Here is an 18,389-nt window from a genome sequence, read left to right on the forward strand (position 1 = left end):
GCCAGACCTTAGTACCTAAAACAGCTGAAAATTATTTACCGTGGCAATTCTTATACTTTTTTCCGCTTCCGCAAGGGCAAGGGTCGTTGCGCCCAATTTTAGGCTCTACTTTTACCGGCTCCTGTTTCACTTGTGTTGAAGGGTCAAAATAATCTTTTTCATTGGCTGCATAATCATCTCCTGCGGCATCTATTTCGGCTTTATTTTCTCTCATGCGGCTACGGTCGGTTTTTTGCTCATGGCCTTCTTTAATTCTGCTGCCGGCATTGGTTTGTTCCAATGGAATAGCAGCATGGCACAAAAAGCTTACAATATCTTTATTTACCTGGTCGTCCATTTGTTTAAAAGCATTAAATGCTTCAATTTTATACACCACCAATGGGTCTTTTTGCTCGTAACCTGCTGTTTGCACACTATGCCTTAAGTCATCCATTGATCTCAGGTGTTCTTTCCATGCATCATCAATTAAAGCCAGGGTTATATTGCGTTCCAATGCGCTGCCAAGTTCTGCTCCTTTGTTGGCAAGGTATTTATCGAGATTAGCCAGGGCCTGTATTCCTTTTTTGCCATCAGTAAAAGGAACGGCCACATTTACAATATGGTTACCCTGCTCCTTTCTTATATTGGAAATTATGGGCCAGGTTTGCGCTGCAAGCCCTTCTTTTTTACGGTTATAAGTTGCAACCGATTCATTATACAATTTTTCGATAAGTAGGGTTGCATTTTCTTTAGATAATTCTTCAGGCGTAATTGAAGATTCTACGCCAAAATTCAAAATCACCGCCAGTTTAAAGCCTTCAAAATCTTCATTTTCTTTAAATGAATTGATTAGCCCATCTGCAACGGAATAAAATGCATTATCCAAATCCAGTGCAAGCCTATCGCCAAACAAAGCATGGTTGCGTTTTGTGTACACTACATTACGCTGCTTGTTCATTACATCATCATATTCCAGCAGGCGTTTACGGATGCCAAAGTTATTTTCTTCCACTTTCTTTTGAGCACGCTCAATACTTTTGGTAATCATGCTGTGTTGAATTACCTCTCCTTCTTTATAACCCATCCTGTCCATAAGGCCAGCAATACGCTCGCTGCCAAACATACGCATCAGATCATCTTCCAGGCTTACGAAGAACTGTGAGCTTCCGGGGTCGCCCTGCCTGCCAGCACGACCACGCAACTGCCTGTCTACACGGCGGCTTTCGTGCCTTTCGGTACCTATAATGGCCAGGCCACCTGCTTCTTTTACACCTGGCCCAAGTTTAATATCGGTGCCTCGGCCGGCCATATTTGTAGCAATGGTAACGGCGCTTGTAACACCTGCTTCGGTTACAATTTGCGCTTCTTTACTATGCTGCTTAGCATTAAGTACATTATGCGGAATATTTTTTTGTTTTAGCATCCTGCTCAGCAGTTCACTCACTTCTACTGATGTAGTACCTACAAGGCTTGGCCTTCCCTCCTGCCTGTTTTTTTCAATTTCGTCTATTACGGCTTTAAATTTTTCTCTTTTGGTTTTAAATACCAAATCCTGTCCATCTTTTCTTATTACTTTTACGTTTGTGGGTATTGATACTACATCTAATTTATAAATGCTCCATAATTCCGCAGCTTCGGTTTCGGCCGTACCTGTCATACCGGCAAGCTTATGGTACATACGAAAATAATTTTGCAGGGTAACCGTAGCATAGGTTTGGGTAGATGCCTCAATTTTTACATTTTCTTTTGCTTCAATAGCCTGGTGTAAGCCATCGCTATACCTTCTTCCATCTAAAATACGTCCGGTTTGTTCATCTACAATTTTTACAGCGCCATCCATTACTACGTATTCCACATCAATATCAAACAAAGTGTATGCTTTAAGTAATTGCTGTACGGTGTGTATGCGGTCGGCCTTGGTTGCGTATTCGTTTATTAAATTTTCTTTACGTTGTAATTTTTCTTCGGCAGTTAAATCTGTTTTATCAATTTCTGCCAGCTTTGTGGATATATCCGGAAGTATAAAAAACTCGGGGTCTTCGCCTTGCCTGGTAATAAGGTTGAGGCCGCTATCGGTTAACTCTACCTGGTTATTTTTCTCATCAATGCTAAAAAACAATTCGGCATCTACTTTGGGCATTTCCTTTTGCTGGTCGGCAAGGTAATAGTTCTCGGATTTTTGGAGTTTTACCCTAATGCCGGGTTCGCTGAGGTATTTTATGAGTGCGCTGTTTTTAGGCAAACCCCTGAATGCCCGCATTATTGCCAGGCCGCCATCTTTAGGATCGTCGTTGCCTTCGGCTATTTTCTTTTTGGCTTCTAATAAAAACTGGTGCACCACTTTACGCTGAGAGTCTACCAGCTTTTCAATTCTTGGTTTTAAATCAAAAAACTGTTGGGTATTGTCGCTATGGCCTACAGGGCCGCTAATAATTAATGGGGTTCGGGCATCGTCAATTAATACACTATCCACTTCATCTACCATGGCAAAATGGTGTTTGCGCTGTACCATTTCATCGGGGCTATGCACCATGTTGTCCCTCAAATAATCAAAGCCAAATTCGTTATTGGTGCCGTAAGTTATATCGGCATTATAAGCTTTTCGGCGGTCGTCGCTGTTGGGTTCGTGCTTATCTATACAATCAACGGTAAGCCCAAGCCATTCAAAAATAGGCCCATTCCATTCGCTATCCCTCCTGGCAAGGTAGTCGTTTACCGTTACAATATGCACGCCTTCGCCTGCAAGTGCATTGAGGTAAGCCGGCAAGGTACTTACCAGGGTTTTACCTTCACCGGTTGCCATTTCGGCAATTTTTCCGCTGTGCAATACTGCGCCGCCAATTAGCTGCACATCGTAATGCACCATGTTCCAGGTAATAGATCCACCGCCAGCCAGCCAGGTATTTTTAAAGGTAGATTGGTTGCCATCAATGGTAATATAAGCTTTTTTTGTGGCCAGCTCTTTATCCAACTCAGTGGCTGTAGCCACCATATTTTCGTTTTCTTTAAAGCGGCGTGCTGTTTCTTTAACTAAGGCAAAAGCTTCGGGCTGTATTTGCTCCAGTATTTCTTCAATTTTTTTATCTCTGCCTTTTTTGAGTTCATCTACTTCTTTATAAATAAAATCTCTTTGGCTTATTTCTGTTTCGGGCAGGGCTTCGGCAGCCTGCTTTTTTTGCTCAATTTCCGCATCTATTTCGGTTAAATAATCCTTAATACGCTGCTTAAAATCTTGCGATTTTGCCCTTAGCGCATCATTGGATATTGAGGTGTATTGTGTAAAAAAGTCATTTGATTTTGTTACGATGGGAGCAATTTTCTTTACATCTTTCTCACTTTTATTGCCACCTAAGATTTTGGAAAGGAAACCTGACATAAAATAATTATAAGATAAATATGAATTTTTATGAATAACCTGTTCGTTCAAATATGGTGCTATCTCTATAAAAATAGCCAAATTGACAGGGCGGCAAAGTTAGGGATAAATACGCTTGCCTGATGAACTGAACCCTAAAATTGCAATTGGGTTAACTTCCTGAGTTTTTTGTGGTTAAGTCTATAAAGAAAAAAAGAGGATTTGGCTATTTGAAAATTTCAAAAGGTTGTATGGCATTTTAACTTTACTCCGCTGTTGGTATTGCCTGCAGGCAATGAAGCCCAGTTGAGCGACCAACAGATAACAACTTAGAAAATGCTAATTTTAATATTCTTACCCATGCCTTTTTTTGTTGGTGATTTTGCAAATGCAAAATGCAACACGCAACACCAACAAAGACGGAAATTCTAAAAATACCTAATTCCGGGTATTGCCTGGCAATAGCTTTTGCCTTTATATTTGTATAAATAAGTTTTTAACCTTAAACCTGCTGTTTTATGAAAAGTAAATTAATTCCCCCCCCCCCGCTCCAGTTTTTTTAGCCGTATTGGCAATTTTGTGCTTTCTTCAACTTAACTGCAAAAAAGAAGATTTTTACAAGGCCAAGCCTAATGTAGCAAATAAATTCTTTGAACTCCCTAAAAATGCCGATCCCATTTTAAAACGCATTGTGGAAGATTTAAAACAAAAAAACAGCCTGCATCCTTTTGTAGAGCAGTTTGTAAAAAATGAAGGTTTGCCGGTATGGAAATACGCAAAAATTACCATTAAAAGAAACCATACCGATAATGTTAGCAATACCGAAGGTACAGACACCCTGGTTTCTGTACCCATAGTACCGATGGAGATGCTTATGTAAAAGACGTACTTAAAGTAAAAATAAATACCGAAGTGTTGTACAAATTATTTATGGGTGAGCAATATGCATCCAATGGATTTGATAAAGACCCCAACCGTACCGCACCCAATGCAGAGGATATTGTAAAACAAATTATGGCATTTGAAAAAGAAATGTATTATAGCTCCGACAGCACGGTAATTTATCATATAAAAGACAACCGGCTTTTTTGATAACTGGCCGGCAGATACTACAAAGCCACAGGATTTTTATATATCCCTAAAATTTACTCCTGATATTTGCTCTCTGAGTATTATTTATATTAGTGGCTGGACTATTGGAGGATATGTAGAAGGTGGATGCCCACCAGGCAGTAACACAGGTGATCCAGGTTGTGGTAATTGGGTGCCCATTTATTCAACAATAATATTTTACTCATCATGCTATGAAGACGATGGCAGCGGAGGCGGCTGGAGTACGACGATACCTGATTCGCCGGAAAGCCCAGGCGGCGGAGAAGGCACTACTACACCCGACAGTACTACCAACCCACCCAATACCCTGCCCGACGAATGTGGCGAAGACCGTAACTGGGTAGTTTATGTAATAGATACCAATACCGGTGAGTGGAAAAACCCCTGTACACAAGAAGAGCCGCCGATTGAAGGTGAAGATATGTATGATGTAATAAGCGACCCCAATGCACCCACCTACCCGGATATATCAGAAAACGATCCTCCTGTTTCTTTACAAAGCCTTTTTAACTGTTTTAGTCAAGTACCCGATGCCGGGGCAACCTATTCTGTAAAACTTTGTGTTGACCTACCTGTTAATGGCGTATGGAATGCACCTTTCAATCTTACCGGCAAATCTCCGGGACATACATTCCTTACTCTTACCAAAACAAATGGAACGCAAACAATTTCTCAAACTGTAGGGTTTTACCCAATAGGAACTGGAGGAACCCCATTTAACCCAGATGCAAATGGTGCATTTAAGAATAATGGGTTTCCTGCACATGAATATAATGCTGCAATTAATATTACAGGACTATCTTCAACGGCCTTTACAATCGTAAAAAATAATTTATTGCAACATGAACATGATACATACAATATTTTTTATAATAATTGTACTACATTGGCATTAAATGCCTTTAATTTATTAATTACACCACAGATTTCTTGTGATATTTTTGTGGTAAATGCTGGAGTACCTCCAACTCAAAATAATTTATATTTTATGCACTCCCCTCAAAAACTTTATAAAGCTATTGAAACTTTCGCTTCAAACTCAAACCAAATAACCAAAGAATTTAGTGTAATAAGTAATGCACCCTCTAATAGTCAAACTTGTCCATAATGAAAAGAAAATTTAAAAAGGCACTTTGGGCAATTGTAACAGTATTGTTAATTTCAAATTGGCCTGGATTTAAGAACTTAACAGGCATAAATGATTGGTACTATATGTATAGTAATAAATCTGGTACATTCACCGGTATTGAATCTCCAATTGAATCAAGAATATTCAAAAGGCCCCCAGGTGGAAAATTTATAATAAATGCACCAAACCAATACCAATGCAATTCTATACCTGTTGAAGATACAATTGTATACAGGGTATTTTCAATTAATCCTTTAAAATTTTGGCGCTGGAGCGAATATATTTTTAGCTGGAGATACCGGTTACCGTATACAGACTGGGATGAAATTGAAAAGAGAAGAGGTTTTGGAAGACTGAGTATTTCAAGAAATTGTATGGCATTTTAACTTTACGACGCTGTTGGTATTGCGTGCAGGCAATGAAGCCCAGGTGAGCGACCAACAGATAACAACTTAGAAAATGCTAATTTTAATATTCTTACCCATGCCTTTTTTTGTTGGTGATTTTGCAAATGCAAAATGCAACACGCAACACCAACAAAGACGGAAATTCTAAAAATACCTAATTCCGGGTATTGCCTGGCAATAACTTTTGCCTTTATATTTGTGTACATAAGTTTTTAACCTTAACCCTGCTGTTTTATGAAAAGTAAATTAATTAATTCTCCTCCCACTTTTTTTAGCCGTATTGGCAATTTTGTGCTTTCTTCAACTTAACTGCAAAAAAGAAGATTTTTACAAGGCCAAGCCTAATGTAGCAAATAAATTCTTTGCAGTACCTTCAGGCACAAATGCCTCTGTTGCAAGAGTGATTAATGAAATTAAACGGCGTAATAATGTGAAAGAATTTATTTCAAAATTTGCCGCTACCAATGGCTACCCTGTTTGGAATAAAGTATTAATGGGCACTTCCCAAAAGCAGTATGCCCATGCAAGCCTTGCAGGCAATAGCCTCGATGGCGTTACCGATACCACTATTTTAATACCCTTTGTAATGGAAGGCGAGTTTAGCGTAAAAGGTTTTATATGTGCAACGCTCAACGATAGCGTAAGCCTTAGCTATTCCCTTGCCAAAGATTATAAAGCTTACGAAGAAAAATTAGATAATTCAAAAACCGCATCTTCGGCATTTGCCATGCTGAGTATGGCATTAAATAAAATAGTGTTCAATGAAGAGTATTATAAAATAACCAACCCAAAAATTTTAAGTACCGATACGGCTCATATAGCAACGCAAAAAATTAAACTTAATGAAATAAATTTTTCAATTACAGATAGTGCAAATATGAGATACCTAATCTTATGTAGTTCATTTACACAAACGCAAGCGGTTTGCGGCACTCCGGGGGCTGCTGTATGTAGTGACGAAGATGGATGTGATGCAGGATCTTGCCCAACAAATTCATGCCATTTGGTTACAACCACAACAAATATTTGTACTGGTATAGATTATCCCGATATACTTGGCTCAACAGGAGGCGGCTCAACGGGTGAAGGCAGCGGAAGCAATGGCGGTGGGCCAATACCTTATGTTTACCCCTGCGAAACCACACAAAACAACCCAACTCCCTTTACCGCAACCAATAATATTGAAGACCCAGGCGATTGCCCTGTACCCGGCCCGGGTGATGGATGGATACCGTTGGAGGATGATGACTACATTTATTTTTTGGAAACACTTTCTCCTGCTCAAAGTGAATTTTGGAATAATGTTGCAAATTCTCAATATGTGCAGATTTTTTCAAACTATTTGTATGAAAACAGCTTTTCAACAGCAGCTAAAGATTTTATTTATTGGGCAACTAATTTTCTTATCAACAACCCTGGTACTACAATAGAACAATTTCAAAATTGGTTTATGGGGGAATCGGAAGGGAATGATGGTGGTGCTCTTTTTAACTTTGATGATTATTCAAGTATTTCAGTATTAACATATGCGAATTTGCCTGGTAGAAATGAATTTTATACCGCATTCCCTAAAGTGGGGACAGGAGGTATGCCAAGCAGTCAAGTTTATCAACTTGTCGGTGGACACCCTTGGCAAGCGCATCAAGCAGGTAATTCAAACTATCAAAATGCTTGCGCAATCCGGGTATCATGTGCTCTAAATTATAGCAATCATCCTTTACCTGTTTATTCAAATAATGCTGGACAACAAAAAACAGAAAAAGGAGATGATAATAAAAATTATATGCTTGATGCTACAAGTTTGTTATCATACATGCTAAAGGCTTATCCAAATAATCCACCACTTCATTTAGTGAATCAAACACCAGATCAATTTCTAAATGCAATAAAAGGTAAATGGGGTATTTATATTATGATACCCAAATCAAGAACGGATTTTGGCGCATCTGGACATGCAGATTTTTTTAGCTCTTCCGGTTGCTTATCGGGTTGCTATTTTGAGTATGCAAAAGAAATTTATTTTTGGGAGTTATTCTAAATTTTTATCTTATGAGGTCATTTTTCAAATTATTTTTTCTTATCATTATTGTGTTAGGCTTAGGATGTACTTCTACCGAGAAAATAGGAAATGTAACATATAAAACTAAAATAAACAAAGTGTTTATTGATGATTATAATGGTATGGTACTTTCAATAAAATTGTATTACTTTAAAAATGAATTTCAGGCTGGATGCACAATTAAAGGACAAAAGTTAGGTTTTGAAAATCTTTCTGATACGGTATTTATATATGGGACAACTACTATTGATAGTGAGCAAAAAGAACTTATTTGTAAAGAATTTTACTCCAATGGGTATCAAACTTTTATAAACAAAGACAGTTTAGTGAAAATATTTAAACAACAACATGACGGAAAAATGAAACTCATTGAGTATAAACGATAATAGCCAGAATACATGAAACATCTTACTTCTTCTGCCGCTTTTGGCCTTTACGCCTGCGTTCGTGGCACACGAATGGTTTGGCGGAAAGTATGCTTACTTCTGTCTTCGTTTCGTGTGACACGAACCGAGGAATAGCGATGAATGCAATGGCTAGCGATACATCTATTCATGCTCCATTCCAGTCAAATGGAATAATATTCCACAATGATTCACATAATTTAAATTTTACCCCCGGATGTCAGTAAAAATGATTTTATCTAAAAGTATATTTTTTGTTTTATTTCTTCAAATATCTGCATTGAGCTATGCTCAGGCTTAGGCAAAATTTTCAACAGGCAGACAAAATAATTGCTGAATTTTTCTATCAATATCCCGAGTTGAAAAACTATATTAAAAGTGCTGCTATAGGCGCTGGAATAACTATTTTAGTAGGTACAATTTTAGAAGATGTGATTACTGCAGGAGCCGGTATTGCAGATGATTGGGTTTGTTTTGTTCTTTCCTATAGAATAATACGATTTGCACTTGCTCTTTAAATATATAATATGTATAAATTTATTTATTGTGAACATGAATGGGGAGGCACTAAAGCATTTCATCTTGAGGGATTAATATTTAGTAAAAATTTTTGCAATTTCTTTGCAGAAACTTTTACTAAAATATTTGTGAACACAACCGGCCTAAAGCCTAGTTCAAAAGTTACATTAGCAGGCTATAAACAAAGAAATGAATTACCTATTTATCAACCAGGATTAGTTTCCAAACTAAACCTGGTTATATGGATTATGCCTGAATTTAACGATAACGTCAGTTTTTGCTGGCAATCAAAAACAGGTAAAATTATAAAGCCTACTGATGAAGATTTTGATGAAGAAGACCTTGAGTGTTGGATAGAAGGCCTAAAACCCGATGAATACTGGAAACAGGTAGCTACCGAAAAAAAAATCACATCCTTTTCAAATAGCTAACTTACCTTTTGAATTAAAAGTCTTTGGATTTGGTGTTGACACCGTATTACGCATTTATTTTACCGGCAACAAAGAAGAAATTGAGCAGGTAATATCAGAAACCATTGAGGCCTACAATGAGAAATCTGAAGCCTTAAACAGAAAAAATGGTGTTGTGCATAATTGCAGGATATTTTATGAAGAGCCTATTTTAACTGCAAGTGTTGATACCGGTTCTGCCGGAACAAGAATAATAAAACAAATATTAAAATCTTTTAAAAAATTAAAAGGGATAAAAAAGTTGAAGTTGATTTATAGATATTGTAATAATATCTTCAATAGCTGCATTACAAAAAGCAGGTAGAACCATTGCATTTTTATTAAAGAACAGCAATGGGAAATGGGTTATTCAGGAAAAAATAAAGTTGGAAATTTGGTAAAAATTTGCCTTAAGGGTTGCCCGCTCCTGGTTTTTAACCAACTGCACTTTTAATAGAAAGTTATCCAACAATCCCCAATAGAAATACAAGTTGTATTATTTTGGCCAGTAAGAACAGCCGCCGATAGAAAAAATGCGCTTTTACCCCCGTTTTTAAATACTATCCACAGCTTTGGAAAGTTATAAACTATTGCAATTTTTGATAGAAAATTGCCTTAATTTTGCACACCAATTAAAAATAATACTACTACATGAGCGGCGCATTAAAAGAAGTAAGAAACCGGATTAAAAGCGTACAAAGCACCCAGCAAATAACCAAGGCCATGAAGATGGTGAGTGCGGCCAAGTTGCGCCGAGCGCAAGATGCCATTATTCAAATGCGCCCTTATGCCCAAAAGTTGCAGGAAATGCTCAGCAATATTGTGAGCAACTCCGATAGCGACATAAGCGCCAGCTATGCCAAAGAAAGGCATGTGGAAAAAGCGTTGATTATTGTTATTACCAGCGACAGGGGTTTATGCGGCGGCTACAACAGCAACCTTATAAAGCTTACGAGGCAAATTATTAAAGATAAATATGCCGCACAACATGCCGCCGGTAAGGTAAGTGTATTGCCCATTGGTAAAAAAGGTTTTGAGCATTTTAGTAAAGCCGGTTTTACAGTAGTGGATAAATACTGGGACATTTTTACCGGCCTTAGTTTTGAAAAGGTACAAACGGCTGCTAAATATGCTATGGATGCTTTTGATGCAGGAGAAATTGACGCCGTGGACATTGTGTACAGCGAATTTAAAAATGCGGCTACCCAACGCTTTGCAGTAGAGCAATTTTTACCGGTTGCCAAAGCAGCCGCAGGTAAGGAACATTCAAAAAAAGCCGATTTTATTTTTGAACCCGGAAAAGATACATTAATAGCCGAACTGATGCCTAAAATTTTAAATACACAGTTGTACAAATCTGTATTGGATGGCAATGCCAGCGAACAGGGCGCCAGGATGACGGCTATGGACAAGGCAAGTGAAAACGCAAATGAATTATTAAAAACGCTCAAAATAAGCTACAACAGGGCAAGGCAGGCAGCCATTACTACCGAACTTACCGAAATTGTAAGTGGCGCTGCTGCCTTAAACGGATAGTTTACTGCCTGCTTTTACAAACAGTTATTTGGTAAAAGCTTTCCCCCAACTGTTCAAAAGCTAAATAATAAAAATGGAACTTGCTCTTATTATACCGCATATTGAAGCATTGATTTTTGCCAGCGACAAACCTTTAACGGCAAATGAAATTACAGAACTGGTAAACACGGCACATGCTTTTATTGAAGACCGTACAGACCTGGATCAGGTAAATACTGCTATTGAAGGCATTAAAGAAAAGTATGATAGCGAGTTTTATGCCTTTGAATTAAAGCAAAGCGGTGGCGGATGGCAATTTTTAACCAAGCCGCAATACCATAAAACTGTTGCCCTGCTCAATGGCGACAAGTTTTTGAAAAAACTTTCGGTTTCCTCTCTTGAAACCCTTGCCATTATTGCTTATAAACAACCCCTTACCAAAAGTGAAATTGAGAGCATTCGTGGCGTAAACTGTGATTATGCTGTACAAAAACTTTTGGAAAAAGATTTAGTAATAATAGCCGGCAGAAATGAAGATGCCGTAGGTAAGCCGTTGATTTATGCCACTTCAAAATCGTTTATGGATTATTTTGGCATTAACAGCTCCGAAGAACTGCCCAAAATAAGTGAAGTAATGATGGAGGAGTTTGAAAAAGCTACTGTGGTAAAAGATTTAATCGCCAATAATGAAGCCGCAGAAGCAGAGGAAACTTTATTGAGCATAGAACAGGAAAATGAAATTACTGAACCTGCTACCGGTACTGAAATCATTGATGAAGTGACAGTACCTAATGAAGATGAATCTTTAACTGCAGCGGCTGAAAAAGAAAAAGAAACAGAATAGCCTGTTGTATTAACTGCTTTCCTTTTTTTTTCTATTTTTCTTTTTTATACGTTCTCCCTTATGCAATTAATGTAAATATTGCTCAAAAAAAGCTTTCATATCCTTCCATGAAGCAGAGTCTGCGGCTGCATTGTAAGCCACAGCTATATTGAATTTTTTACCCATTTCTGTAGCTTCCGGGTTGGTAAAAGCATGCAAAGCGCTATCGTAAGCTTTAAAAGTATATTGCGCCCCAATGCTATCCAGGTTTTGCCTGAATTTTGCAATTTCTTCAGGCGAAATAAATTTATCAGCAGCACCATGGCATACCAAAATTTTTGCCTTTAACGTATTTTTTTCTGCAGGTACGGTTCTTAAGCCACCATGAAAACTTACTACTGCTTTAAGGTTTTCGCCCAATGCCGCAAGATTGAGTACAATAGAGCCGCCAAAGCAATAACCAATTGCTGCAATTTTGCTGGTATCGGCCTGAGGAAAGGTTTTAATTTTTTCCAGCGCCGCATCAAATCTTTTTTGTGCCGTTAATGGATTAGTATAAAAGGGTGTTGCAAGTTTTGTAGCTTCTTCGGGGTTGTTGCCATTAATGCCGTTTCCATATAAATCCACGGCCATGGCAAGGTAGCCCAGGTCGGCCAGTTGCTTTGCCCGTGATTTTGTATAGTCGTTAAGGCCCCACCACTCATGAATGATCATCACTACAGGTAACTTACCCTGCAAAGCAGAATCGTAAGCAACAAACCCATTCATTGTTATGGAATCTCCTGTATAGGTTACAGGCTCAGCTATAATTACAGGTATTTTTTTTGCTTCCATTTCAGTTGCTTTGGGTTTCATATTATTATTGCAAGCTGTAAAACAAAACAGTGCAGCCAGTGAGAAAAACAGAAATTTCATACTAATGTTTTTTTCAAAAAATTAAAGTACCCTACAAATTTAAATAATTTTTCAGGCTTTTGTTGAAGAGATTAATTAATTAAAACCCTTTCTGGCCGGCGGATAAAAGTATTATTGTATTTAAACCGGATTTTGGTGCTTAAGTCGCCCCGGAAACCCTTCATACCTGCTGTGGGACTTGGAAAATAATAACCCCTTATTTCAATGGTACCCAGGGTAAAGTTTTCGTTTCTGGTGCGCACACCTGCGCCAATTGCCGTATAGCCATGCGTTTTAGATGTGGGTACATTTACCTGCTGTATAAAACTAAAATCTGCAAATACAAATGGTGCAAACCTAAAACCCAAAAATTTATTAAGGTTAAAGAAAACAGACTCAAGTTTTAGCGTGGTACGGGTTTTGGCAAAAATGGAATCGGCATGAAAATAAGGAAGGCCATACTGGCTGTTTAAGTAAAGCGGTTCGTTATACCTGCTGTTCATTTGCTTACTGTAATAAAGGCTTACAAAATTTCGGTTGCGCCAATTAGTACCCAACTGCCTCAGTTTGGTAAAATGATAAACACCAAGTAGCAAACTTACATCCTCAAATCTATTACTGTAGTACCCGCCCAGTTTTGCCATATACGTAAAAAAAGATTTACGGGTAAAATCGGTACCTTCAAATGACAAGCCGTAATAAGGTCTTTTAGTGCCTTCTACATTAGTATAACCACCGGTAATGGTTGCCGAAAGACCTTCGGGTACATCTTCATAGCGGCCAAAGCCGTAAATAAAACTTGTTCTTACAAAGTCTTGCTTGTACAAGGTATATGAAAGTAAAGCGCCATTTCTATCGGCATAGCTGGAGTTGTAATGGGTGTTATAAAATTCGGGCAATTCAAAAAAATGATTGTAATAAGACCGTATCCCCACAAAATGCCTCAATTTCCCTGGCTTATCAGATTCTATTTTAGCTTTTGACCCAAAGTTATACCCTATCCATAAATCTATGGTTTGCTTGGAATAGGCAAAATAAGTGTTGTAAGATGAGTCGGTATGAAAGCCATTTGTAGTTTTACCAAAAGAAAACTCTGCAGCGCCCATCCAATGAGAATAACGGGATACCAATTGTTTATCTAACCGGGTATAAAAATTATTTTCTTCCAGCCTGCCACTGCTAAACGAAGGATTAAAAGTTTTAAACCCGGTAGTAAAATTTAAAAAGCTTCCTTTAATATTTCTAAAGCTTATATCTGTGCCATAGCCATATTTTGGGTTGCGGCCCTGGTCCATTAATCCGTAAAATGATAATTTATGGCCGGCGCCACCAAGGTTATCTTCCCGTATTTCAATTTTTGCCCTGTCCGGGCTATACAGGCTCAGGTTGCCGCCAATAGAAAAAACATCACGGGTATAAACAATAACCTTTACTGAATTTTCGTATCCTTCCATATCTTCTATAATTATCCTTGCATCTTTTAAATATTCCTGCTCCCTTAAAAAATGTTCGTTATCGGCAATGAGCAAAGGCGCTACCCTATCCCCTTTTGTAAAAAACAAATTATTTTTTATTACCTGCATTTTGGTATCGTTGTGCAGGGCATTGGCTAACCTTGTGCCAAAATTTTTCTTAACAATATTGGTATCGTAAATATTCCTGTCGAAACCCAGTGGGATAATCACCACGGAGCGTATGGTTTTTCCTTTAAATTTTAAGTAAGGGTTTGCAATGGTAACCGGTTCCAAAGGCGGAACAGAACGGGAAATACTTTTCCCTAATTTACCCAGCAACCCTTTCTTTTTGGCAAGGAAAAAAGTATCCTGTGGCTCTGTTTTTTGTGCAAAGCAGGCATCTGGGGCACCGGCAATTAATAGTAAAAGAAAAAAGAAAAATCGCATCATGTACATTTGGTTTATATTCTGCAGGTATAGCTTTATAAAACTAATAAATCTAAATTAATAAAGCTCCAAAATTTTATCCTCAGAAAAATACAGGCAGGTATAGATCCTTCATCCCTTTCAAAATTTTTTATGCTTTTACCCGAAGTGCTTATCTTAGTGGGCAAAATACAAAAATCATTCCTTATCACCATTTCCTGAACCTTCATGAATGAAGTGCCGGCACAAAAACCTAAAATTTATTTTTCCAACCTCGATGGAATAAGGTTCCTGTGTTTTTTTGCCGTATTCTGCTTTCATAGTATTCATTCCGATAACCATAAAATTTATTCTTCGGTTTTTTTTATTTTTTTAAAGGAAAGGTTATTTGCCAATGGCTATTTAGGCGTAAACTTTTTTTTTGTACTCAGCGGCTTTTTAATAACCTATTTACTGATTAAAGAAAAACAACTGAATGGAAGGATAAACGTACCAAATTTTTGGATTAGGCGTATCCTCCGTATTTGGCCTTTATATATTGTGTGTGTGTTTATTGGCTTTTTTCTTTTCCCTTTAATGAAATCATTTGTGGGTGATGCCGGAAATGAAACAGCAGATTTTTGGCATTATCTATTTTTTGCTGCCAACTTTGATTATATCCATAAAGGCATGCCTGATGCTCCGGGCCTATCGGTGTTGTGGAGCATTGCCGTAGAAGAGCAATTTTATCTGGTATGGCCATTGCTGCTCTCCATAATTCCTATTAAAAGGTATTGGATAGCGTTTGCGGTAATACTTGCCGGTAGCTGGGTTTATAGGGCTTTGCATAACAGCCCTGTAGCTGACGCCCATTTTAAGCCGCATGAAATGCATACCTTTTCCTGCATTGGCGATATGGCCATGGGCGCTTTTGGCGCCTGGCTGAGCATTGTAAATAAAAAATGCTTTCATTATTTTAAATTAATGCCAAGAGTAATTATTTTTTTTGCTTATGCCCTCTTTTTCCTTTTTTTATTTTTCCGGCAGGATATTTTTATCAATAACCCTTACCTAAGGATATTTGAACGCAGCATCCTGGCGCTGGCCATAATTATCATAATACTGGAACAATGCTTTGCCGAAACTTCTTATTTTAAAATGAGCGGCTTAAAAAAAATTACACAATTGGGTGTGGTTACTTATGGCCTGTATTGTATCCACTTTATAATTATATCTTTAGTTACGGCAATTTCTAAAAAATTTGGGTTAGATGCACATTTATGGCAGGTAATCATTTTGCAACCGGTAATAAGCCTGGTTATTACAATAGGTTTAAGCCTGCTGAGTTACAAATATTTTGAACTGCCTTTCCTTAAATTGAAAAACAGGTTTGCCTATATAGTGAAAGAATAAAGCTGCTTGAGAAAATTACTCACCATCACTTATAATTTGCACTACATGGTTGCTGCCAACCGTAAGTGTAGCGCCATCTTCGCAGGTAAGTTTTTTAATTGCCACATCGGCTTGAATTATTGGATAATGCGGCCTACCCGAAGGAATAACCACTGCTTCAGTGGGTACAGGCACCTTATTGGTAATCCAGTTTGCAGCATCTGCCCAGTCTTCATTCTTAACACCAGTCCACCGGTTGCCTATTTCTGCAAATAAAATATTTTTCTGCAACACAATATTGGCAAGCATAGCATGGCCTGCAGGGTTGAGGTGAACATTGTCGCCTAAGGCAAACTGCGGTTTAATAATTATCGGCGGGTCTTGCACAATATCATCCCAAAAATTTAAAGCCCAATTGCCAAAATTTTGTTTAATCAGTAACTCTAAATCTTTTAACCTTTGCCTTTCACCACCGGCAGGGTTAAAGTCGTCCCTGGGTTGAGTAGTGGTAATATAACACGCTATGCCTGCCGCATTGGCTGAATCTTTCATTGTTTGTAAGCAAAATATTATTTCAGCATAAGGCATCCACTGGTAATTATTACTGGGAAAATTTACAATAATTACATCGGGTTTAGGATCAAAGTGAATGGCCCTTGTAATATTAAACTGCGGATTGGGTGCATTTCTTCCAGGAGGTGGGACAAAGGATGTGGGCATCCCAATATAACAATCAATACCTGGAACTGCAATGTTATAGAGCGTATCTAAAACACCCGCAGTTTTATAAAAATTTTTTATCCTTCCGGCATAGCTGCTGTCTGCTGGCACACCATATCCATAAGAGGTAGAAGAACCCACCAAACAAATTCTTTTATTTTGTGCAGATGAAGGAAAATTAAGGGTGAGAATAATCCCTAAATACAATAAAGTAATTTTCATTTATGCCGGTATCTTTTTAAAAGAATATGGGATTTCTCAGGTTCTTGGCTGGCCAGAAAGCACAAAGGTATTATAAATAAATAGGCATTATAACCACTTAAATGTAATGTGCGTAAATGCATTAATTAGACTGATTTATAGTATTTTTACATGGGTATAGCTTACAGTCTTTGCAGAATATCAAACACTTAGATTGCTTGATAATAATGTAAGTATCTTTAGCCTTTTCCACAATGGCCATAAAAAAAACAGAAAATATTACCAATTGGGGCAATTACCCTGCTATTGATGCTGAAGTTTTGGCTTTTCAATCGGTAAATGAAGCAAGGGAAGAAATTAGCCGTTGCTCTAAAATTATTGCCCGGGGAAATGGAAGGTGCTATGGAGATGCCTCTTTGCAAAAAACCGTTATTGCAACAAAACGATGGAATAAATTTATTGCCTTTGAGAGGCAAAATGGTGAAATAGAATGTGAATCGGGTGTATTATTATCTGAAGTTATAGAGCTAATCATACCAGCAGGCTTTTTTATTGTGGTTACGCCGGGTACAAAATTTGTAACAGTTGGCGGAGCAATTGCTTCGGATATTCATGGAAAAAACCACCATGTAGACGGGTGCTTTAGTGAACACGTTATTTTTTTTACCCTGCTCACCGAAAACGGGGAAATCAAAAAATGTTCAAGGGATGAAAATGAAGATTTGTTTTGGGCAACAATGGGTGGAATGGGTTTAACCGGGCTTATACTCACTGCCCGTTTCAAACTTAAAAAAATTGAAACAGCATATATCCGTAATGAAGCCATACAAGCAAAAAACCTCGATGAAATTTTTACTCTTTTTGATGCATCGGAAAGCTGGACCTATAATGTTGCATGGCTCGATTGCCTGCAAAAAGGAAAAAATATTGGCAAATCCATAATGCTTCGTGGTGAACATGCCCGCTTAGATGAATTGCCGAAAAAATTGAAAAAACATGCATTAAATCCAAAGAAAAAAATTTCGTTTGACATTCCATTTTATTTTCCATCTTTTGCATTAAACCCGGTTACTATTAAAATTTTTAACTGGTTATTTTATCATAAGCAAGGTAAAAAGCACTTAAAAAATTTTGTAGACCTGGAGAGTTTCTTTTACCCTTTGGATGCTATCCACAACTGGAACAAAATTTACGGCAAAAAAGGTTTTATACAATACCAGTTTGTAATACCAAAGCATAAAGGCAAAGAAGGTATGCGGCAAATTTTAGAAACCATTGCAGCCAGTGGTAACGGGTCTTTTTTGGTGGTTTTAAAATTATTTGGGCGCAATAACCCACTTGCTTACAATGCTTTTCCTTTTGAAGGTTACACATTAGCGCTGGATTTTAAAGTAAACAACAAATTAACTGCATTGGTTGCAACGCTGGACGGTATTGTAGAAAAATACGGAGGAAGGATTTACCGTACTAAAGATGCTATGTCCAAACCATCATTAACTTCTTATTTAAAAAATATTGATTCTCCCAAATTTAATTCATTACAAAACGAACGCATCAATTCAACGCTTTAA

The 18,389-nt window shown here is 37.7% G+C and carries 16 protein-coding genes; 12 read left to right on the plus strand and 4 right to left on the minus strand.

Annotated features, from left to right (window positions below; all coding sequences use genetic code 11):
- Nucleotides 1–31: 31 nt before the first annotated feature.
- Nucleotides 32–3,355 (minus strand): preprotein translocase subunit SecA, encoded by a 3,324-nt coding sequence (gene secA / locus IPO46_01815; GenBank protein ID QQS63373.1) that lies wholly within the window; start codon nt 3,353–3,355, stop codon nt 32–34.
- Between the two features lie 547 nt (nt 3,356–3,902).
- Here secA and IPO46_01820 point away from each other — a divergent pair.
- The 10 genes from IPO46_01820 to scpB all read left to right on the plus strand — a co-directional run bounded on the left by IPO46_01820 (nt 3,903) and on the right by scpB (nt 11,773).
- A complete protein-coding gene (locus IPO46_01820) occupies nt 3,903–4,214 on the plus strand; it encodes a hypothetical protein (GenBank protein QQS63374.1) in 312 nt (103 codons plus the stop codon).
- Nucleotides 4,215–4,246: 32 nt separating this feature from the next.
- Nucleotides 4,247–4,426 carry a hypothetical protein gene (locus IPO46_01825; GenBank protein QQS63375.1) on the plus strand — a complete coding sequence of 60 codons (180 nt, stop codon included), beginning with the start codon at nt 4,247–4,249 and terminating at the stop codon, nt 4,424–4,426.
- Nucleotides 4,427–4,598: 172 nt separating this feature from the next.
- Complete coding sequence (locus tag IPO46_01830; GenBank protein ID QQS63376.1) at nt 4,599–5,555, plus strand: hypothetical protein; 957 nt, start codon at nt 4,599–4,601, stop codon at nt 5,553–5,555.
- A complete protein-coding gene (locus IPO46_01835; GenBank protein ID QQS63377.1) occupies nt 5,555–5,962 on the plus strand; it encodes a hypothetical protein in 408 nt (135 codons plus the stop codon). The genes IPO46_01830 and IPO46_01835 overlap by 1 nt, the downstream gene beginning before the upstream one ends.
- A 451-nt stretch (nt 5,963–6,413) precedes the next feature.
- Nucleotides 6,414–8,021, plus strand: a complete 1,608-nt coding sequence (locus tag IPO46_01840; protein QQS63378.1) for a hypothetical protein — start codon at nt 6,414–6,416, stop codon at nt 8,019–8,021.
- 11 nt (nt 8,022–8,032) lie between these two features.
- The gene (locus IPO46_01845) at nt 8,033–8,428 is read left to right on the plus strand and encodes a hypothetical protein (protein ID QQS63379.1); all 396 of its coding nucleotides are present in this window, start codon (nt 8,033–8,035) and stop codon (nt 8,426–8,428) included.
- A gap of 305 nt (nt 8,429–8,733) precedes the next feature.
- Entirely contained in the window at nt 8,734–8,964 is a 231-nt protein-coding gene (locus IPO46_01850; protein QQS63380.1) for a hypothetical protein, read from the plus strand.
- Nucleotides 8,965–8,973: 9 nt separating this feature from the next.
- A complete protein-coding gene (locus IPO46_01855) occupies nt 8,974–9,396 on the plus strand; it encodes a hypothetical protein (GenBank protein QQS63381.1) in 423 nt (140 codons plus the stop codon).
- A 669-nt stretch (nt 9,397–10,065) separates the two neighbouring features.
- A complete protein-coding gene (gene atpG / locus IPO46_01860; GenBank protein QQS63382.1) occupies nt 10,066–10,950 on the plus strand; it encodes an ATP synthase F1 subunit gamma in 885 nt (294 codons plus the stop codon).
- Between the two features lie 73 nt (nt 10,951–11,023).
- Nucleotides 11,024–11,773, plus strand: coding sequence for an SMC-Scp complex subunit ScpB (gene scpB, locus IPO46_01865; GenBank protein ID QQS63383.1), 750 nt, complete (start codon nt 11,024–11,026; stop codon nt 11,771–11,773).
- A gap of 66 nt (nt 11,774–11,839) precedes the next feature.
- Here the strand turns inward: scpB and IPO46_01870 are convergent, their stop codons facing one another.
- Nucleotides 11,840–12,607 (minus strand): dienelactone hydrolase family protein, encoded by a 768-nt coding sequence (locus tag IPO46_01870; protein ID QQS64291.1) that lies wholly within the window; start codon nt 12,605–12,607, stop codon nt 11,840–11,842.
- Nucleotides 12,608–12,738: 131 nt separating this feature from the next.
- Complete coding sequence (locus IPO46_01875; GenBank protein ID QQS63384.1) at nt 12,739–14,550, minus strand: hypothetical protein; 1,812 nt, start codon at nt 14,548–14,550, stop codon at nt 12,739–12,741.
- 204 nt (nt 14,551–14,754) lie between these two features.
- Here IPO46_01875 and IPO46_01880 point away from each other — a divergent pair, with 204 nt between their 5' ends.
- On the plus strand, nt 14,755–15,918 hold the full coding sequence (locus IPO46_01880) for an acyltransferase (GenBank protein ID QQS63385.1): 1,164 nt from the start codon (nt 14,755–14,757) through the stop codon (nt 15,916–15,918).
- Nucleotides 15,919–15,933: 15 nt separating this feature from the next.
- Here IPO46_01880 and IPO46_01885 read toward each other — a convergent pair whose 3' ends face one another.
- Nucleotides 15,934–16,839: a hypothetical protein gene (locus tag IPO46_01885; GenBank protein QQS63386.1), complete on the minus strand. Its 906-nt coding sequence runs from the start codon at nt 16,837–16,839 to the stop codon at nt 15,934–15,936.
- Between the two features lie 233 nt (nt 16,840–17,072).
- Between IPO46_01885 and IPO46_01890 the strand changes: the two genes are divergently transcribed.
- Nucleotides 17,073–18,389 carry an FAD-binding oxidoreductase gene (locus IPO46_01890; GenBank protein QQS63387.1) on the plus strand — a complete coding sequence of 439 codons (1,317 nt, stop codon included), beginning with the start codon at nt 17,073–17,075 and terminating at the stop codon, nt 18,387–18,389.

The organism is Chitinophagaceae bacterium, assembly GCA_016699815.1.
In the GTDB taxonomy this organism is placed as follows: Bacteria; Bacteroidota; Bacteroidia; order Chitinophagales; family Chitinophagaceae; genus Ferruginibacter.

Bases quoted from the DNA above. Each gene is read 5' to 3' on its own strand.
- secA (QQS63373.1), bottom strand. From the start codon at position 3,355: ATGTCAGGTTTCCTTTCCAAAATCTTAGGTGGCAATAAAAGTGAGAAA.
- IPO46_01835 (QQS63377.1), top strand. From the start codon at position 5,555: ATGAAAAGAAAATTTAAAAAGGCACTTTGGGCAATTGTAACAGTATTG.
- IPO46_01845 (QQS63379.1), top strand. From the start codon at position 8,033: ATGAGGTCATTTTTCAAATTATTTTTTCTTATCATTATTGTGTTAGGC.
- IPO46_01850 (QQS63380.1), top strand. From the start codon at position 8,734: ATGCTCAGGCTTAGGCAAAATTTTCAACAGGCAGACAAAATAATTGCT.
- IPO46_01855 (QQS63381.1), top strand. From the start codon at position 8,974: ATGTATAAATTTATTTATTGTGAACATGAATGGGGAGGCACTAAAGCA.
- atpG (QQS63382.1), top strand. From the start codon at position 10,066: ATGAGCGGCGCATTAAAAGAAGTAAGAAACCGGATTAAAAGCGTACAA.
- scpB (QQS63383.1), top strand. From the start codon at position 11,024: ATGGAACTTGCTCTTATTATACCGCATATTGAAGCATTGATTTTTGCC.
- IPO46_01870 (QQS64291.1), bottom strand. From the start codon at position 12,607: ATGAAACCCAAAGCAACTGAAATGGAAGCAAAAAAAATACCTGTAATT.
- IPO46_01875 (QQS63384.1), bottom strand. From the start codon at position 14,550: ATGATGCGATTTTTCTTTTTTCTTTTACTATTAATTGCCGGTGCCCCA.
- IPO46_01880 (QQS63385.1), top strand. From the start codon at position 14,755: ATGAATGAAGTGCCGGCACAAAAACCTAAAATTTATTTTTCCAACCTC.
- IPO46_01885 (QQS63386.1), bottom strand. From the start codon at position 16,839: ATGAAAATTACTTTATTGTATTTAGGGATTATTCTCACCCTTAATTTT.
- IPO46_01890 (QQS63387.1), top strand. From the start codon at position 17,073: ATGGCCATAAAAAAAACAGAAAATATTACCAATTGGGGCAATTACCCT.